The organism is Photobacterium sp. DA100 (assembly GCF_029223585.1).
GTDB lineage: Bacteria > Pseudomonadota > Gammaproteobacteria > Enterobacterales > Vibrionaceae > Photobacterium.
The window spans coordinates 3,803,103-3,822,242 of sequence record NZ_CP119423.1 but is presented as its reverse complement, the minus strand read 5'-3'; the positions used below and the strand labels follow the sequence as shown (position 1 = coordinate 3,822,242).

The 19,140-nt window shown below is 50.7% G+C and carries 8 protein-coding genes, 3 tRNA genes and 6 rRNA genes; 14 read left to right on the top strand and 3 right to left on the bottom strand.

The window, feature by feature from the left end; translation table 11 throughout:
- Positions 1–7 precede the first annotated feature (7 nt).
- The 3 genes from hemF (at position 8) to PTW35_RS17435 (ending at position 2,103) form a co-directional block, all read left to right on the top strand.
- Positions 8–913, top strand: a complete 906-nt coding sequence (gene hemF / locus PTW35_RS17445; protein WP_281025998.1) for an oxygen-dependent coproporphyrinogen oxidase — start codon at positions 8–10, stop codon at positions 911–913.
- Between the two features lie 96 nt (positions 914–1,009).
- Positions 1,010–1,831 (top strand): shikimate dehydrogenase, encoded by an 822-nt coding sequence (gene aroE, locus PTW35_RS17440; RefSeq protein WP_281025997.1) that lies wholly within the window; start codon positions 1,010–1,012, stop codon positions 1,829–1,831.
- An 8-nt stretch (positions 1,832–1,839) separates the two neighbouring features.
- The gene (locus PTW35_RS17435; protein ID WP_281025996.1) at positions 1,840–2,103 is read left to right on the top strand and encodes a DUF1488 domain-containing protein; all 264 of its coding nucleotides are present in this window, start codon (positions 1,840–1,842) and stop codon (positions 2,101–2,103) included.
- A gap of 3 nt (positions 2,104–2,106) precedes the next feature.
- On the opposite strand, the gene PTW35_RS17430 is transcribed toward PTW35_RS17435, so the two are convergent.
- Entirely contained in the window at positions 2,107–2,646 is a 540-nt protein-coding gene (locus tag PTW35_RS17430) for a gamma carbonic anhydrase family protein (protein WP_281025995.1), read from the bottom strand.
- Between the two features lie 383 nt (positions 2,647–3,029).
- On the opposite strand from PTW35_RS17430, the gene PTW35_RS17425 reads away from it, so the two are divergent.
- The 9 genes from PTW35_RS17425 (at position 3,030) to PTW35_RS17385 (ending at position 13,627) form a co-directional block, all read left to right on the top strand.
- Positions 3,030–4,581: ribosomal RNA gene (locus tag PTW35_RS17425) — 16S ribosomal RNA — on the top strand.
- 345 nt (positions 4,582–4,926) lie between these two features.
- Positions 4,927–7,813, top strand: a 23S ribosomal RNA gene (locus tag PTW35_RS17420).
- Positions 7,814–7,897: 84 nt separating this feature from the next.
- Positions 7,898–8,013, top strand: a 5S ribosomal RNA gene (gene rrf / locus PTW35_RS17415).
- Between the two features lie 334 nt (positions 8,014–8,347).
- Positions 8,348–9,899: ribosomal RNA gene (locus PTW35_RS17410) — 16S ribosomal RNA — on the top strand.
- 69 nt (positions 9,900–9,968) lie between these two features.
- A tRNA-Ile gene (locus PTW35_RS17405) sits at positions 9,969–10,045 on the top strand.
- Positions 10,046–10,088: 43 nt separating this feature from the next.
- Positions 10,089–10,164 (top strand) — tRNA-Ala (locus PTW35_RS17400).
- Positions 10,165–10,421: 257 nt separating this feature from the next.
- A 23S ribosomal RNA gene (locus PTW35_RS17395) occupies positions 10,422–13,308 on the top strand.
- 84 nt (positions 13,309–13,392) lie between these two features.
- Positions 13,393–13,508: ribosomal RNA gene (gene rrf / locus PTW35_RS17390) — 5S ribosomal RNA — on the top strand.
- Together the 16S, 23S and 5S rRNA genes with 3 tRNA genes alongside form the textbook arrangement of a ribosomal RNA operon.
- 42 nt (positions 13,509–13,550) lie before the next feature.
- Positions 13,551–13,627, top strand: a tRNA-Asp gene (locus PTW35_RS17385).
- 256 nt (positions 13,628–13,883) lie between these two features.
- Here the strand turns inward: PTW35_RS17385 and PTW35_RS17380 are convergent.
- Both PTW35_RS17380 and ilvY read right to left on the bottom strand, forming a co-directional pair.
- On the bottom strand, positions 13,884–15,089 hold the full coding sequence (locus tag PTW35_RS17380) for an S-adenosyl-L-homocysteine hydrolase (RefSeq protein WP_281025994.1): 1,206 nt from the start codon (positions 15,087–15,089) through the stop codon (positions 13,884–13,886).
- Positions 15,090–15,110: 21 nt separating this feature from the next.
- A complete protein-coding gene (gene ilvY / locus PTW35_RS17375) occupies positions 15,111–15,989 on the bottom strand; it encodes an HTH-type transcriptional activator IlvY (protein WP_281025993.1) in 879 nt (292 codons plus the stop codon).
- Between the two features lie 131 nt (positions 15,990–16,120).
- On the opposite strand from ilvY, the gene ilvC reads away from it, so the two are divergent.
- Both ilvC and PTW35_RS17365 read left to right on the top strand, forming a co-directional pair.
- Positions 16,121–17,605, top strand: coding sequence for a ketol-acid reductoisomerase (ilvC, locus tag PTW35_RS17370; protein WP_281025992.1), 1,485 nt, complete (start codon positions 16,121–16,123; stop codon positions 17,603–17,605).
- A gap of 176 nt (positions 17,606–17,781) precedes the next feature.
- Positions 17,782–19,014 (top strand): site-specific integrase, encoded by a 1,233-nt coding sequence (locus PTW35_RS17365; RefSeq protein WP_281025991.1) that lies wholly within the window; start codon positions 17,782–17,784, stop codon positions 19,012–19,014.
- The last annotated feature ends 126 nt before the right edge of the window (positions 19,015–19,140 follow it).

Sequence of the window (19,140 nt, the reverse complement as noted above, 5' to 3'; positions counted from 1 at the left end):
GAAGCGAATGCAGCAAGTGAATAAAGAAGCCGTTAAAGCCTTTTTACTGGATCTGCAAGATAGGATCTGCCGTGCTGTGGCCGAGCAAGACGGCCAGGCAAGTTTCGAGCAAGATGAGTGGCTGCGGGAACAAGGTGGTGGCGGCCGCAGCAGGGTCTTGCGCGAGGGGCGTGTCTTTGAGCAGGCCGGTGTTAATTTTTCTCACGTGTTCGGCACCCAGATGCCGGCGTCGGCAACCGCGCACCGCCCGGAGCTGGCCGGGCGTAGCTTTGAAGCGATGGGGGTGTCGTTGGTGATCCACCCGCGCAACCCGTATGTGCCGACGTCCCATGCCAATGTCCGCTTTTTCATTGCCGAGAAAGACGGGGAAGAGCCGGTCTGGTGGTTTGGTGGGGGCTTTGACCTGACACCGTTCTACCCGTTTGAAGACGATTGCCAGCATTGGCATGATACTGCCAAAGCGCTGTGCCAGCCGTTTGGTGATTCCGTGTATGACGAGCACAAGGCGTGGTGCGACAAGTACTTCTTCTTGCCGCACCGCAATGAGACTCGTGGCGTCGGCGGGTTGTTCTTCGACGATCTCAATGAATGGGGGTTCGAAAAGAGCTTTGCTTACATGCAGGCTGTCGGTAATGGATATCTGGATGCATACCTGCCGATTGTCGAGAGGCGCCACCCTACCCCTTATGGTGAGCGTGAGCGCCAGTTCCAGCTCTACCGCCGTGGTCGGTATGTTGAGTTCAACCTGGTGTACGACCGCGGTACCTTGTTTGGCCTACAGAGTGGTGGCCGTACCGAGTCTATCCTGATGTCGATGCCTCCCCTTGCCCGCTGGGAGTACAGCTATTCCCCGGAGCCGGGTACGCCGGAGGCCGATCTCTATGATAACTACTTGAAGCCGAGAAGCTGGTAAGGGTGCTGAAAGGATTTGAGTCCTTGAATCGGCAATGATAGGGTCAGTAGCAATACTGGCCCTTTTTATTGGTTTGATAACACGGAACCCCGGCATATGGATAAGTATGTTGTTTTTGGCAACCCGATTGCCCAGAGTAAGTCCCCTTTTATTCACACCCTCTTTGCCCGCCAGACCGGACAAGATATGCAATACGACGCCCAGCTTGCACCCGTTGACGGTTTCAAAGAGGCGGCAGAAGTTTTTTTTGCTGCTGGTGGCCGCGGTTGTAATGTCACCATGCCTTTTAAAGAGGACGCATTTGCCTATGCCAACCAGTTGACCGAGCGGGCCCGGCTAGCCGGTGCCGTTAACACCCTGAAGAAACTCGATGACGGGGTCATTCTCGGTGACAATACTGATGGCGAAGGGCTGGTGCAGGATTTGCTCCAGCACAATACCCTGCTGGAAGGCCAGCATGTTTTGCTTATCGGTGCTGGTGGTGCTGCCCGGGGGGTGGTACTGCCATTGCTGGCACAGGGGATCGGCTCTCTAACCATTGCCAACCGCACGGTGGCCAAAGCAGAAGCCTTGGTGGAGTTGTTCTCCCCTCATGGCAAGGTACAAGCGAGGGCTTTGTCTGATCTCGAGGGTGAGCAGTATGACGTCATTATCAATTCCACGTCTGCCAGCCTGAGTGGTGAGCTGCCGGGGATACCCGACAGTTTGATCCGCCCAGAGGTGACCTGCTATGACATGGTCTATGGTGCGGAGCCGACAAGGTTTAACCTCTGGGCCAAGGAGCGTGGTGCCAGGGTAACATTGGATGGGCTTGGGATGCTGGTTGGCCAGGCGGCTGAGAGTTTTATGCTATGGCGTGGGATCCGGCCCGGAGCGAAACAGGTGCAGAATGAATTGCGCCGTTCACTACAAAAATAAAGAGAGCTATGAACCAAGATATTTTATTTGCAGATATGCAGACATGGCACAGCGCACGCCAGGCGGTGAATTTCCCTGCGCAACAAGGCGGTGCACTGATCAACTGCTGGGTCAGCCGGGCTTGGCTGGAGAATGCGTGCGGCCAGGCACTGGCTAATGAGGCTGCTGTCATCAATGCTTTTGTGCAGTGCCGCTTCGACTTGGAAGAAATCGCCGAAACCATGATTGAAGATGAAGACTTCAATGGGGATGGCGATATCGAAATCAATTGAGCCCTACCCTTCCGCTAGGTATTCATTTTTCAGCCTGACATAATTGTCGGCAGAGCCGGGTAAAAAAGTGCGCTCTTTATCAGATAACGGGCGTGCTTGCTTGACAGGGCTACCGATATAAAGGAAGCCACTTTCTAGGACTTTGCCTGGAGGGACCAAGCTACCAGCACCGATGATCACATCATCCTCAACAATCGCTCCATCTAATATGATAGCTCCCATCCCTACTAGGACCCGGTGGCCGATCTGGCAGCCGTGCAGCATTGCCTTATGGCCTATGGTTACATCGTCCCCAATGTACAAGGGGTGGCCTTGCGGATTGTCGTTACTGGTTCGGGTGACGTGCAGGACAGTACCATCCTGAACATTGCTCCTGGCACCAACCTTTATATGGTTAACATCGCCGCGCGCAGCAACCAGAGGCCAAATGCTGGCATCTTCTCCAAGGGTAATATCACCGACGAGTACTGCTGATGGGTCGACATAGGCGCTAGAAGCGATTGTCGGATAAGTGCCTTTATAGGGACGTATAGATGAAAACATATCGTTGAGCCTTAAAAATTTAAGTTTATACCGTTAGATTAGCCTTGCTGCGGTACAAATTATATCGAAAAACACCGCTTTTGTTTGATTAGTGCGCAGTTGGCTTTGGGGGATGTTTTTTTTTTGAAATTGCCCTTGCCAACGTGATCGAAGTCTCTATAATGCCACCTCACTGACACGGAGCACGGCGAGTTAAGCCGCTAACCAATCAGTATTGTTCTTTAACAATTTGACCATGCAATCTGTGTGGGCACTCGTGAAATGATAGTCAACAAAAGAATTATCAATGAAACTGAGTGACCAAATCGAATCGCAAGATTCGGCACAGTCAATTCATTCATTACTTCGGTAATGGATTAACAGTATTCATTGAGCCAAAACTTTAATTGAAGAGTTTGATCATGGCTCAGATTGAACGCTGGCGGCAGGCCTAACACATGCAAGTCGAGCGGCAGCGACATGACTGAACCTTCGGGGGACGTTATGGGCGGCGAGCGGCGGACGGGTGAGTAATGCCTGGGAATATGCCCTGATGTGGGGGATAACCATTGGAAACGATGGCTAATACCGCATAATCTCTTCGGAGCAAAGAGGGGGACCTTCGGGCCTCTCGCGTCAGGATTAGCCCAGGTGAGATTAGCTAGTTGGTGAGGTAAGAGCTCACCAAGGCGACGATCTCTAGCTGGTCTGAGAGGATGATCAGCCACACTGGAACTGAGACACGGTCCAGACTCCTACGGGAGGCAGCAGTGGGGAATATTGCACAATGGGGGAAACCCTGATGCAGCCATGCCGCGTGTGTGAAGAAGGCCTTCGGGTTGTAAAGCACTTTCAGTTGTGAGGAAGGCATTGTCGTTAATAGCGGCAGCGTTTGACGTTAGCAACAGAAGAAGCACCGGCTAACTCCGTGCCAGCAGCCGCGGTAATACGGAGGGTGCGAGCGTTAATCGGAATTACTGGGCGTAAAGCGCATGCAGGCGGCTTGTTAAGCCAGATGTGAAAGCCCGGGGCTCAACCTCGGAATAGCATTTGGAACTGTCAGGCTAGAGTCTTGTAGAGGGGGGTAGAATTTCAGGTGTAGCGGTGAAATGCGTAGAGATCTGAAGGAATACCGGTGGCGAAGGCGGCCCCCTGGACAAAGACTGACGCTCAGATGCGAAAGCGTGGGGAGCAAACAGGATTAGATACCCTGGTAGTCCACGCCGTAAACGATGTCTACTTGGAGGTTGGTGTCTTGAACACTGGCTTTCGGAGCTAACGCGTTAAGTAGACCGCCTGGGGAGTACGGTCGCAAGATTAAAACTCAAATGAATTGACGGGGGCCCGCACAAGCGGTGGAGCATGTGGTTTAATTCGATGCAACGCGAAGAACCTTACCTACTCTTGACATCCAGAGAACTTTCCAGAGATGGATTGGTGCCTTCGGGAACTCTGAGACAGGTGCTGCATGGCTGTCGTCAGCTCGTGTTGTGAAATGTTGGGTTAAGTCCCGCAACGAGCGCAACCCTTATCCTTGTTTGCCAGCACTTCGGGTGGGAACTCCAGGGAGACTGCCGGTGATAAACCGGAGGAAGGTGGGGACGACGTCAAGTCATCATGGCCCTTACGAGTAGGGCTACACACGTGCTACAATGGCGTATACAGAGGGCTGCCAACTTGCGAGAGTGAGCGAATCCCAGAAAGTACGTCGTAGTCCGGATTGGAGTCTGCAACTCGACTCCATGAAGTCGGAATCGCTAGTAATCGTGGATCAGAATGCCACGGTGAATACGTTCCCGGGCCTTGTACACACCGCCCGTCACACCATGGGAGTGGGCTGCACCAGAAGTAGATAGCTTAACCTTCGGGAGGGCGTTTACCACGGTGTGGTTCATGACTGGGGTGAAGTCGTAACAAGGTAGCCCTAGGGGAACCTGGGGCTGGATCACCTCCTTAACGATAGACTGCGTTTGCGCAGTGTCCACACAGATTGCTTGGTGAAATGGTTTTAGAATGAGCAAAAGTGCTAATGAATAACGTCAGTTATTGATTAACGCTTTTGCGTTATGCTCTTTAACAATCTGGAAAGCTGACTAGTAAATTCAATCGATAGATTGATTTATTTTGTTCTTCTTTATGAAGAACGAGTTCTCAAGCAAAACACATTCAAGTGTCTTGTTATGTTTGATTTCACTTTTTTAAAGTGAAGACAAATAGTGAGTCCGGCGAAACACAGTTCATCATACTCAGATGAACAACCTTGGTTGTTGAGCCATACGAACAGACCCCTTGGGGTTGTATGGTTAAGTGACTAAGCGTACACGGTGGATGCCTGGGCAGTCAGAGGCGATGAAGGACGTGCTAACCTGCGATAAGCCAAGAGAAGATGGTAAGAATCACTATACTCTTGGATTTCCGAATGGGGAAACCCAGCTGCATAAGCAGTTATCGTAACGTGAATACATAGCGTTGCGAGGCGAACCGGGGGAACTGAAACATCTAAGTACCCCGAGGAAGAGAAATCAACCGAGATTCCGGCAGTAGCGGCGAGCGAACCCGGATTAGCCCTTAAGCTAGTTTTGCGTCAGGTGAATGTGCTGGAAAGCACAGCGATACAGGGTGATAGCCCCGTAACCGGTAGCGCATTATCAGTGAAAACGAGTAGGACGGGACACGTGTTATCTTGTCTGAAGATGGGGGGACCATCCTCCAAGGCTAAATACTCCTGACTGACCGATAGTGAACCAGTACCGTGAGGGAAAGGCGAAAAGAACCCCTGTGAGGGGAGTGAAATAGAACCTGAAACCGTGTACGTACAAGCAGTAGGAGCCCTTCGGGGTGACTGCGTACCTTTTGTATAATGGGTCAGCGACTTAATTTTAGTAGCAAGGTTAACCGATTAGGGGAGCCGTAGGGAAACCGAGTCTTAACTGGGCGTACAGTTGCTAGGATTAGACCCGAAACCAGGTGATCTAGCCATGGGCAGGTTGAAGGTGAGGTAACACTTACTGGAGGACCGAACCGACTAATGTTGAAAAATTAGCGGATGACTTGTGGCTAGGGGTGAAAGGCCAATCAAACCTGGAGATAGCTGGTTCTCCCCGAAAGCTATTTAGGTAGCGCCTCGGACGAATACTACTGGGGGTAGAGCACTGTTAAGGCTAGGGGGTCATCCCGACTTACCAACCCTTTGCAAACTCCGAATACCAGTAAGTACTATCCGGGAGACACACGGCGGGTGCTAACGTCCGTCGTGGAGAGGGAAACAACCCAGACCGCCAGCTAAGGTCCCAAAGTTATAGCTAAGTGGGAAACGATGTGGGAAGGCTCAGACAGCCAGGATGTTGGCTTAGAAGCAGCCATCATTTAAAGAAAGCGTAATAGCTCACTGGTCGAGTCGGCCTGCGCGGAAGATTTAACGGGGCTAAGCTATACACCGAAGCTGCGGCAATGCATTTTATGTATTGGGTAGGGGAGCGTTCTGTAAGCGGTTGAAGGTGCATCGTAAGGTGTGCTGGACGTATCAGAAGTGCGAATGCTGACATGAGTAACGATAAAGGGAGTGAAAAACTCCCTCGCCGGAAGACCAAGGGTTCCTGTCCAACGTTAATCGGGGCAGGGTGAGTCGACCCCTAAGGCGAGGCCGAAAGGCGTAGTCGATGGGAAACGGGTTAATATTCCCGTACTTCTTACTATTGCGATGGGGGGACGGAGAAGGCTAGGTGGGCCTGGCGACGGTTGTCCAGGTTCAAGGGTGTAGGCTGTAATCTTAGGCAAATCCGGGATTACTTAAGGCTGAGACCCGATGTCGAGGCACTACGGTGCTGAAGTCATTGATGCCATGCTTCCGGGAAAAGCCTCTAAGCTTCAGATAGTAAGGAATCGTACCCCAAACCGACACAGGTGGTCGGGTAGAGAATACCAAGGCGCTTGAGAGAACTCGGGTGAAGGAACTAGGCAAAATGGTACCGTAACTTCGGGAGAAGGTACGCTGCCGGCGGTGAAGAGACTTGCTCTTGGAGCTGCTGGCAGTCGCAGATACCAGGTGGCTGCAACTGTTTATTAAAAACACAGCACTGTGCAAAATCGAAAGATGACGTATACGGTGTGACGCCTGCCCGGTGCCGGAAGGTTAATTGATGGGGTTAGACTTCGGTCGAAGCTCTTGATCGAAGCCCCGGTAAACGGCGGCCGTAACTATAACGGTCCTAAGGTAGCGAAATTCCTTGTCGGGTAAGTTCCGACCTGCACGAATGGCGTAATGATGGCCACGCTGTCTCCACCCGAGACTCAGTGAAATTGAAATCGCAGTGAAGATGCTGCGTACCCGCGGCTAGACGGAAAGACCCCGTGAACCTTTACTACAGCTTGGCACTGAACATTGACCCTACATGTGTAGGATAGGTGGGAGGCTTTGAAACCAGCACGCCAGTGTTGGTGGAGCCGTCCTTGAAATACCACCCTTGTAGTGTTGATGTTCTAACGTCGCCCCGTTATCCGGGGTGCGGACAGTGCCTGGTGGGTAGTTTGACTGGGGCGGTCTCCTCCCAAAGCGTAACGGAGGAGCACGAAGGTGGGCTAATCACGGTCGGACATCGTGAGGTTAGTGCAATGGCATAAGCCCGCTTGACTGCGAGAATGACGGTTCGAGCAGGTGCGAAAGCAGGTCATAGTGATCCGGTGGTTCTGTATGGAAGGGCCATCGCTCAACGGATAAAAGGTACTCCGGGGATAACAGGCTGATACCGCCCAAGAGTTCATATCGACGGCGGTGTTTGGCACCTCGATGTCGGCTCATCACATCCTGGGGCTGAAGTCGGTCCCAAGGGTATGGCTGTTCGCCATTTAAAGTGGTACGCGAGCTGGGTTTAGAACGTCGTGAGACAGTTCGGTCCCTATCTGCCGTGGGCGTTGGATGATTGAGAGGGGCTGCTCCTAGTACGAGAGGACCGGAGTGGACGAACCTCTGGTGTTCGGGTTGTGTCGCCAGACGCATTGCCCGGTAGCTAAGTTCGGAATCGATAACCGCTGAAAGCATCTAAGCGGGAAGCGAGCCTCAAGATGAGTCATCCCTGAACCTATAAGGTTCCTGAAGGGTTGTTGGAGACTACGACGTAGATAGGCAGGGTGTGTAAGCGTTGTGAGGCGTTGAGCTAACCTGTACTAATTGCCCGTGAGGCTTAACCATACAACACCCAAGGGGTTTTAACGGACTCCATGAGCACTTGAATGTAGTGCGAGAACATCAGCTTTCGAGATTGTAAGAATTTTGCTTGGCGACCATAGCATTATGGACCCACCTGATCCCATGCCGAACTCAGCAGTGAAACGTAATAGCGCCGATGGTAGTGTGGGGCCTCCCCATGTGAGAGTAGGACATCGCCAGGCTTCCAATTTATTTTCACTTTTAAAAAGTGAAGACAAATAGGGCACTTGCTTACAACGTAAGCAAGTCACCATAGAGCTTTAAGTTTTCTTAGAGTTTTATGTTGACTTTCAAAGTGAGTAGCGTATTATACGCGTCCTGCTTAAGTGCTAAGGCACTGAAAGGCAATATGTTCTTTAACAATTTGACCATGCAATCTGTGTGGGCACTCGTGAAATGATAGTCAAAAAGAATTATCAATGAAACTGAGTGACCAAATCGAATCGCAAGATTCGGCACAGTCAATTCATTCATTACTTCGGTAATGGATTAACAGTATTCATTGAGCCAAAACTTTAATTGAAGAGTTTGATCATGGCTCAGATTGAACGCTGGCGGCAGGCCTAACACATGCAAGTCGAGCGGCAGCGACATGACTGAACCTTCGGGGGACGTTATGGGCGGCGAGCGGCGGACGGGTGAGTAATGCCTGGGAATATGCCCTGATGTGGGGGATAACCATTGGAAACGATGGCTAATACCGCATAATCTCTTCGGAGCAAAGAGGGGGACCTTCGGGCCTCTCGCGTCAGGATTAGCCCAGGTGAGATTAGCTAGTTGGTGAGGTAAGAGCTCACCAAGGCGACGATCTCTAGCTGGTCTGAGAGGATGATCAGCCACACTGGAACTGAGACACGGTCCAGACTCCTACGGGAGGCAGCAGTGGGGAATATTGCACAATGGGGGAAACCCTGATGCAGCCATGCCGCGTGTGTGAAGAAGGCCTTCGGGTTGTAAAGCACTTTCAGTTGTGAGGAAGGCGTTGTCGTTAATAGCGGCAGCGTTTGACGTTAGCAACAGAAGAAGCACCGGCTAACTCCGTGCCAGCAGCCGCGGTAATACGGAGGGTGCGAGCGTTAATCGGAATTACTGGGCGTAAAGCGCATGCAGGCGGCTTGTTAAGCCAGATGTGAAAGCCCGGGGCTCAACCTCGGAATAGCATTTGGAACTGTCAGGCTAGAGTCTTGTAGAGGGGGGTAGAATTTCAGGTGTAGCGGTGAAATGCGTAGAGATCTGAAGGAATACCGGTGGCGAAGGCGGCCCCCTGGACAAAGACTGACGCTCAGATGCGAAAGCGTGGGGAGCAAACAGGATTAGATACCCTGGTAGTCCACGCCGTAAACGATGTCTACTTGGAGGTTGGTGTCTTGAACACTGGCTTTCGGAGCTAACGCGTTAAGTAGACCGCCTGGGGAGTACGGTCGCAAGATTAAAACTCAAATGAATTGACGGGGGCCCGCACAAGCGGTGGAGCATGTGGTTTAATTCGATGCAACGCGAAGAACCTTACCTACTCTTGACATCCAGAGAACTTTCCAGAGATGGATTGGTGCCTTCGGGAACTCTGAGACAGGTGCTGCATGGCTGTCGTCAGCTCGTGTTGTGAAATGTTGGGTTAAGTCCCGCAACGAGCGCAACCCTTATCCTTGTTTGCCAGCACTTCGGGTGGGAACTCCAGGGAGACTGCCGGTGATAAACCGGAGGAAGGTGGGGACGACGTCAAGTCATCATGGCCCTTACGAGTAGGGCTACACACGTGCTACAATGGCGTATACAGAGGGCTGCCAACTTGCGAGAGTGAGCGAATCCCAGAAAGTACGTCGTAGTCCGGATTGGAGTCTGCAACTCGACTCCATGAAGTCGGAATCGCTAGTAATCGTGGATCAGAATGCCACGGTGAATACGTTCCCGGGCCTTGTACACACCGCCCGTCACACCATGGGAGTGGGCTGCACCAGAAGTAGATAGCTTAACCTTCGGGAGGGCGTTTACCACGGTGTGGTTCATGACTGGGGTGAAGTCGTAACAAGGTAGCCCTAGGGGAACCTGGGGCTGGATCACCTCCTTAACGATATGACTGCGTTTTACGCAGTGTCCACACAGATTGCTTGGTTAATAGTAAAAGACATACGGTATCGGGTCTGTAGCTCAGGTGGTTAGAGCGCACCCCTGATAAGGGTGAGGTCGGTGGTTCAAGTCCACTCAGACCCACCACTTCTTCTCCCAGAGGATGTGGTGACGGTATCGGTATTTCGATGGGGCTATAGCTCAGCTGGGAGAGCGCCTGCCTTGCACGCAGGAGGTCAGCAGTTCGATCCTGCTTAGCTCCACCACTCTCTAAAAACATTCTTGTGAGTGTGTTTAGAAAGTGGATGTCGAAAGACAAACACATGCTCTTTAACAATCTGGAAAGCTGACTAGTAAATTCAATCGATAGATTGATTTATTTTGTTCTTCTTTATGAAGAACGAGTTCTCAAGCAACACACATTCAAGTGTCTTGTGTAAGAGTCCGGCGAAACACAGTTCATCATACTCAGATGAACAACCTTGGTTGTTGAGCCATACGAACAGACCCCTTGGGGTTGTATGGTTAAGTGACTAAGCGTACACGGTGGATGCCTGGGCAGTCAGAGGCGATGAAGGACGTGCTAACCTGCGATAAGCCAAGAGAAGATGGTAAGAATCACTATACTCTTGGATTTCCGAATGGGGAAACCCAGCTGCATAAGCAGTTATCGTAACGTGAATACATAGCGTTGCGAGGCGAACCGGGGGAACTGAAACATCTAAGTACCCCGAGGAAGAGAAATCAACCGAGATTCCGGCAGTAGCGGCGAGCGAACCCGGATTAGCCCTTAAGCTAGTTTTGCGTCAGGTGAATGTGCTGGAAAGCACAGCGATACAGGGTGATAGCCCCGTAACCGGTAGCGCATTATCAGTGAAAACGAGTAGGACGGGACACGTGTTATCTTGTCTGAAGATGGGGGGACCATCCTCCAAGGCTAAATACTCCTGACTGACCGATAGTGAACCAGTACCGTGAGGGAAAGGCGAAAAGAACCCCTGTGAGGGGAGTGAAATAGAACCTGAAACCGTGTACGTACAAGCAGTAGGAGCCCTTCGGGGTGACTGCGTACCTTTTGTATAATGGGTCAGCGACTTAATTTTAGTAGCAAGGTTAACCGATTAGGGGAGCCGTAGGGAAACCGAGTCTTAACTGGGCGTACAGTTGCTAGGATTAGACCCGAAACCAGGTGATCTAGCCATGGGCAGGTTGAAGGTGAGGTAACACTTACTGGAGGACCGAACCGACTAATGTTGAAAAATTAGCGGATGACTTGTGGCTAGGGGTGAAAGGCCAATCAAACCTGGAGATAGCTGGTTCTCCCCGAAAGCTATTTAGGTAGCGCCTCGGACGAATACTACTGGGGGTAGAGCACTGTTAAGGCTAGGGGGTCATCCCGACTTACCAACCCTTTGCAAACTCCGAATACCAGTAAGTACTATCCGGGAGACACACGGCGGGTGCTAACGTCCGTCGTGGAGAGGGAAACAACCCAGACCGCCAGCTAAGGTCCCAAAGTTATAGCTAAGTGGGAAACGATGTGGGAAGGCTCAGACAGCCAGGATGTTGGCTTAGAAGCAGCCATCATTTAAAGAAAGCGTAATAGCTCACTGGTCGAGTCGGCCTGCGCGGAAGATTTAACGGGGCTAAGCTATACACCGAAGCTGCGGCAATGCATTTTATGTATTGGGTAGGGGAGCGTTCTGTAAGCGGTTGAAGGTGCATCGTAAGGTGTGCTGGACGTATCAGAAGTGCGAATGCTGACATGAGTAACGATAAAGGGAGTGAAAAACTCCCTCGCCGGAAGACCAAGGGTTCCTGTCCAACGTTAATCGGGGCAGGGTGAGTCGACCCCTAAGGCGAGGCCGAAAGGCGTAGTCGATGGGAAACGGGTTAATATTCCCGTACTTCTTACTATTGCGATGGGGGGACGGAGAAGGCTAGGTGGGCCTGGCGACGGTTGTCCAGGTTCAAGGGTGTAGGCTGTAATCTTAGGCAAATCCGGGATTACTTAAGGCTGAGACCCGATGTCGAGCCGCTACGGCGGTGAAGTCATTGATGCCATGCTTCCGGGAAAAGCCTCTAAGCTTCAGATAGTAAGGAATCGTACCCCAAACCGACACAGGTGGTCGGGTAGAGAATACCAAGGCGCTTGAGAGAACTCGGGTGAAGGAACTAGGCAAAATGGTACCGTAACTTCGGGAGAAGGTACGCTGCCGGCGGTGAAGAGACTTGCTCTTGGAGCTGCTGGCAGTCGCAGATACCAGGTGGCTGCAACTGTTTATTAAAAACACAGCACTGTGCAAAATCGAAAGATGACGTATACGGTGTGACGCCTGCCCGGTGCCGGAAGGTTAATTGATGGGGTTAGACTTCGGTCGAAGCTCTTGATCGAAGCCCCGGTAAACGGCGGCCGTAACTATAACGGTCCTAAGGTAGCGAAATTCCTTGTCGGGTAAGTTCCGACCTGCACGAATGGCGTAATGATGGCCACGCTGTCTCCACCCGAGACTCAGTGAAATTGAAATCGCAGTGAAGATGCTGCGTACCCGCGGCTAGACGGAAAGACCCCGTGAACCTTTACTACAGCTTGGCACTGAACATTGACCCTACATGTGTAGGATAGGTGGGAGGCTTTGAAACCAGCACGCCAGTGTTGGTGGAGCCGTCCTTGAAATACCACCCTTGTAGTGTTGATGTTCTAACGTCGCCCCGTTATCCGGGGTGCGGACAGTGCCTGGTGGGTAGTTTGACTGGGGCGGTCTCCTCCCAAAGCGTAACGGAGGAGCACGAAGGTGGGCTAATCACGGTCGGACATCGTGAGGTTAGTGCAATGGCATAAGCCCGCTTGACTGCGAGAATGACGGTTCGAGCAGGTGCGAAAGCAGGTCATAGTGATCCGGTGGTTCTGTATGGAAGGGCCATCGCTCAACGGATAAAAGGTACTCCGGGGATAACAGGCTGATACCGCCCAAGAGTTCATATCGACGGCGGTGTTTGGCACCTCGATGTCGGCTCATCACATCCTGGGGCTGAAGTCGGTCCCAAGGGTATGGCTGTTCGCCATTTAAAGTGGTACGCGAGCTGGGTTTAGAACGTCGTGAGACAGTTCGGTCCCTATCTGCCGTGGGCGTTGGATGATTGAGAGGGGCTGCTCCTAGTACGAGAGGACCGGAGTGGACGAACCTCTGGTGTTCGGGTTGTGTCGCCAGACGCATTGCCCGGTAGCTAAGTTCGGAATCGATAACCGCTGAAAGCATCTAAGCGGGAAGCGAGCCTCAAGATGAGTCATCCCTGAACCTATAAGGTTCCTGAAGGGTTGTTGGAGACTACGACGTAGATAGGCAGGGTGTGTAAGCGTTGTGAGGCGTTGAGCTAACCTGTACTAATTGCCCGTGAGGCTTAACCATACAACACCCAAGGGGTTTTAACGGACTCCATGAGCACTTGAATGTAGTGCGAGAACATCAGCTTTCGAGATTGTAAGAATTTTGCTTGGCGACCATAGCATTATGGACCCACCTGATCCCATGCCGAACTCAGCAGTGAAACGTAATAGCGCCGATGGTAGTGTGGGGCCTCCCCATGTGAGAGTAGGACATCGCCAGGCTTCCAATTTAGATTATCGTGCTGAACACACGGTGATTTGAGTGGAGCGGTAGTTCAGTTGGTTAGAATACCGGCCTGTCACGCCGGGGGTCGCGGGTTCGAGTCCCGTCCGCTCCGCCACTTATTAAGAAACCTCAGTCGAAAGGCTGGGGTTTTTTTACATCTGTCGGTTATGTTCGCCTTGCAGGCGAATGAGTCCCGCTGGTGCGCCAGCCTGGCCGCTCCGCTACTTATACTAAGCCCAAGCTGTAATGCCTGGGCTTTTTGCGTTGTGCAATAGGCTAAATAGATTGCCGTTGGAAGAGATCTCCAAGCACAGGAATCAAGAAAAACACAATTAAAAGATTAACTGAAAATTCCCAATCTCCCGTACTCCTCACTGATAATTATAAAAGTGCCTTAGCCACTGCTCGGCAATGGCGGTTTCATCATTTTCATTGAGCGGCTGGATACCTGGTTTGAAGTCTTCGGGTTGGCAGAGTAGCTGCAGCCCTGCCAGCATATGGGCGGCTTCGAACAAATACAGGGTGGGATCCCCCATACCGGTTTTAAATGGGGTATTGGCAGACTCACCGCCAGCTAGGAGATAGAGCCGGTGGCCTTGTCTGGTTTGGTATTCACGGATCAGTTTATTGCCGCCCACTTCAGTCAGGGCGCCATTGGCGATTAAGGCCGGGAGGTTCAGCTCATCATCGGCTGAGGTCACGGTGGCGATAAAGCTATTGTCGCTAATGACATCAAGTAGGTGTTCTGGGATAGCGCCGTTGCCGGTACAACAATAAATGAGGTTGCATTCGCAGACCAAGCGCTCTATTGAGCATACTTGGACGCCATTACGGGGGAACTGAGTTAGTCTTCTCGGATCGATGTCAGCGACAAGGATATTGCCGATAGCTTTGCCTTTGAGGTACTGGATCACCCCACACCCGAGGTTTCCCGCACCGATGACGCCAACCTTGAGGAAGCCATCGTTATTGAGTTTCAAACCAAACTCTTCACGCAGGATTTGGTCGGAGTAATGAACGATGCACTCTGAAGCTTCGTAGTCGGCTGGGGCCTTGATGCTGAGGTGGGAAACCGTGACAAGCGGATGATACATGCTGCGGTTGAGGTATTTGTATAGACCGTTAGCGGTGAGCTCGGTAATCCCTACCAACTGCTCTTGAAAGACGTTGCCCAGGTGTTCGATTGCATGAGAGAAATAGCCGCCATGATCGAGCAACAGGAATTTACTGTCAGCTTCAACATATTGGCGAATGAAGGCTTCAGCGATGAGTGGATCCCGCAGATGCTCTTTGGTAATTTCAGGGCCGGCAATCGAGCAGCTGGGCAGTTTCTCGATTGTGCTCTTTATCTCGCTGTTGCCATTGGCCGTCGCCCCTTTGGGAATGAAGATCAGCTGATGGGCCAGCTCAGCCAGGACATTGATATAGGGCAATGAGCCCTCGTAGCAATGCATGACCGAAAAGATAATTAGATTGCTCGGCGTGTTGTAGCTCTGTGCTATTTGCTTTAAAAAATCATAGCCTTTGGCTGCATAGAAATCTGAGTAGTACGAATGAGTTAAGATTGGTTGGGGCATTATTATTATTCCATTGAAAAATTAATTGCAGCCAAAAAGATTTAGTAGTGCATAGAGTAAAGGCTCATTTTGCCGGCTTTGTTTACAGCACAGACCTAGATTCATTGGTTGCACTTTTTCTTTTTCCAGCCGTTTGACTTTGTTCCCTACCGGGCTGTTCTCTATCACTACATCTGGGGCAATACCTATCCCACAGCCCAAGGCGACCATACTGACAATTGCTTCATGGCCACCGACCTGGGCATAAATGTTGGGCCTTATTTTTTTACTTTTCAGCCATTTGTCAGCTTTATCACGAGCCGTGCCTGAATCCGGCAAGATAAACGGCAAGCTGGCCCAGTTGGGAGGCTCTGCCAATGCTTTTTGCAAACTCGATGGTGGGAAGAGCGGAGCGATAACTGACATCGAGACATTGTCGAGCTCTATATAGGTCATTTTGCCTGGTAAAGTGTCGGGTTTGGCTGCAATAGCTATATCGGCCTCATCTTGCTGAACTTTATCAATAGCTTGGGCAGGATCACCCGTAAGTAGCTGTATTTCGACTTGTGGATAAAGCTGGCGAAAGCGATTGAGAATATCGGGTAAGTGGCTATAGCTTGCTGTGACAGAGCAAAAAAGTTTGAGTTTGCCCTGCAGCTGATGGCGGTGGTCAGAGAGCTCCGTCTTGATTTCCTGCCAGCTTGAAGTGATCAGGGCTGCGGTCGGCAACAAGGCCTGCCCGGCAGAGGTGAGCTCGACGCTTCGGTTGTCACGTACAAACAGGGTTTGCCCGAGGTCTTCTTCAAGGCGTTGGATTATACGGCTGAGCGCTGATGGGCTGATATGCATGGCCTGGGCGGTCTGGCTGAAGCTCTTTGACTCGCACAGGTGTAGGAATAGCTGCAAAGTTCTTATGTTCATCTTCCATGTTGCACTTTTTGCAATGACTTATTGTGAATATATCACTTTGCGCAATTTACTGCGTGATCTACTATCGGATTATTCGACAAGCACTGTCGGCCCAAGGAATAGAATTCACGGAGTTTGCTGTTATGGCTAATTATTTCAATACCCTAAATCTTCGCCAGCAATTAGATCAACTAGGCCGTTGCCGATTCATGGATCGCAGCGAGTTTGCCAACGAGGCTGATTACCTTAAAGGTAAGAAAGTCGTTATCGTCGGCTGTGGCGCTCAAGGCCTGAACCAAGGCCTGAACATGCGTGATTCTGGTCTGAATGTGGCTTACGCCCTGCGCCAGGCTGCTATTGATGAGCAGCGCCAGTCATACAAGAACGCAAAAGAAAACGGTTTTGAGGTAGGTAGCTACGAAAACCTGATCCCGCAAGCGGATTTGGTTGTTAACCTGACACCGGACAAGCAGCATACCAATGTGGTTGAAACTGTTATGCCGCTGATGAAGCAAGGTGCGGCACTGGGCTACTCCCACGGCTTCAATATCGTAGAAGAGGGCATGCAGATCCGCCCTGATATCACGGTTGTGATGGTGGCACCTAAGTGTCCGGGTACCGAGGTACGTGAAGAGTACAAGCGTGGTTTCGGTGTACCAACACTGATTGCGGTTCACCCTGAAAACGACCCGCAGGGTGATGGCCTAGAAATCGCCAAAGCGTGGGCGGCAGCGACCGGTGGTCATCGTGCTGGTGTACTGGAGTCTTCGTTTGTTGCGGAAGTGAAATCTGACCTGATGGGTGAGCAAACTATCTTGTGTGGCATGCTGCAGGCTGGCTCGATTGTGTGCTACGAGAAAATGATTGCTGACGGAGTGGACGCAGGCTATGCCGGCAAATTACTGCAGTACGGCTGGGAAACCATTACCGAAGCACTAAAGTTCGGTGGTATCACCCATATGATGGATCGCCTGTCTAACCCGGCTAAGGTAAAAGCGTTTGAGTTGTCTGAAGAGCTGAAAGAGCTGATGCGCCCGCTGTACAACAAGCACATGGATGACATTATCACTGGCCACTTCTCAAGCACCATGATGGCCGACTGGGCTAACGACGATGTCAATCTGCTGGGCTGGCGTGGCGAGACGGCAGAAACCGCGTTTGAAAATTACCCAGATACCGACGTGGAAATTTCTGAGCAAGAGTACTTCGATAACGGTATCTTGATGGTGGCAATGGTCCGTGCCGGGGTTGAACTGGCGTTCGAGGCAATGACCGCTTCAGGGATCATCGAAGAGTCGGCTTACTACGAGTCTTTGCACGAGCTACCACTGATTGCCAATACCATCGCCCGCAAGCGTCTGTACGAGATGAACGTGGTGATTTCTGATACCGCCGAATATGGTAACTACCTGTTTGCTAACGTGGCAACACCGCTACTGCGCGAAAAGTTTATGCCATCGGTAGGCACAGATGTTATCGGTAAGGGGCTAGGCGAGAGCTCTAACCAGGTTGATAATGCAACGCTAATTGCGGTTAACGACACGATCCGCAACCATCCGGTAGAGTATATCGGTGAAGAGCTGCGTGGTTACATGACAGACATGAAGCGCATTGCTGTCGGTGGTTAAGGTGTTCTGATATGATTCGTAAGCCCCCTATATATGGGGGCTTTTTTGTATCTGTTGTACTTGTTCGTTTCCAGATGTTTGGTGCAGTTATAAGAAAAGTGGTTACAAGAATGGTTACAAGGATGGCTTTGTAACCACAAGAGCAACTTTAACTTGGTATCATTTCTGGTGGGCTTATGGCTAAATTCAATAGCAAACAACTTCGTTCTATGTATACACGAAAAGAAGTCGGGCGACATGCTGTTGGGGGTGGGTTGTACTTTAGGATTTCAGCTAGCGGAACAGCTTCATGGGAAGTTCGCTATACATTGAACAACAGTCGTAAATTTTACACATTAACGGCTGGCTACCCTGAGCTGTCCTTGGCTGATGCTAGTATAGAAGCTGCTGCTGTGAAACGTTTGGTTCGGCAGGGTGTTGATCCAGTCACCAATCGCCAGCGCGAGAAGATGATTAGGATTAAGTCTGTTACTGATCTTTTTAATGCTTATTTGGACAAAATCCAAAGTGAAATCAAGGAACCGCATAGAACAAAGCGATTGTACGAGATGTCTGTTCTACCTTATATGGGAGACAGCTCTATCGAAGGCATAACCGCTCGTGATGTGGAATCGCTTATCAACAATGTGATAGCTAAAGGCCACAAGGCCAAAGCGAACAAGTTGCTCTCCCTCCTTAAGAAAATGTTTGCTTATGCCGTGAAGCTTGATTTGCTTCCAGCTAGCCCTGCCGCTGTTTTCACCACAAGAGATGCTGGTGGAAGGCCTGCTCAAAGGAATGTCCATTTAACATTGGGTGAGATATCCCAACTTTTTAAGGCAATGAATAGTGACGAGCTATTTACAAAGTCAAACAAACTCGCAGTAGCGTTGATTATTGTTTTAGGGAGCCGCAAGATGGAGCTTATAGGTGCGCCTTGGTCGGAGTTTGACCTTGATAATGGGCTGTGGCATCTGCCAGCGAAGAGAAATAAAACTAAAGAGGCTATCACTTACCCTCTACCTTCCCAGTGTGTTACTTGGCTTCGGGAGCTTCATTTTCTAGCCGCTGATAGTCATTACGTTTTCCCTAAACGAATGGCTTACAGTAAAACGCCTCATATTAGCGAAAGAACCCTTTTAACAGCTATTCAGACCCTACAAGAACGTCATGGATTAAAGGTGACTACTGTTCACGATCTTCGTCGAAGTTGTCGGACTTTACTTTCAAGTATCGGTACAACTAACGACACGGCTGAAAGGATGCTTAATCATAAGATGGACAAAATACGTGGTACTTATGACCATTATGACTACCTGGATGAAAGGGCTGTCGAACACGCAAAAATCGCCGCAATGATTCAGCCAATGGTCGATAGCATTTCAAATGTGACCACTTTGGAGACTGTACGGAGGGGCGGAGGTATATAGTTTGCCATCCAACAGTATTTCTTTAACTGGTGCCGGTTAAATAGTGAGCGGTTGGTGTTTTTTTTTCTATGGTTTCATGTGCTTTGAAGTGATATCAGTTTGTATTAAATCATTACTAGTCCTTTA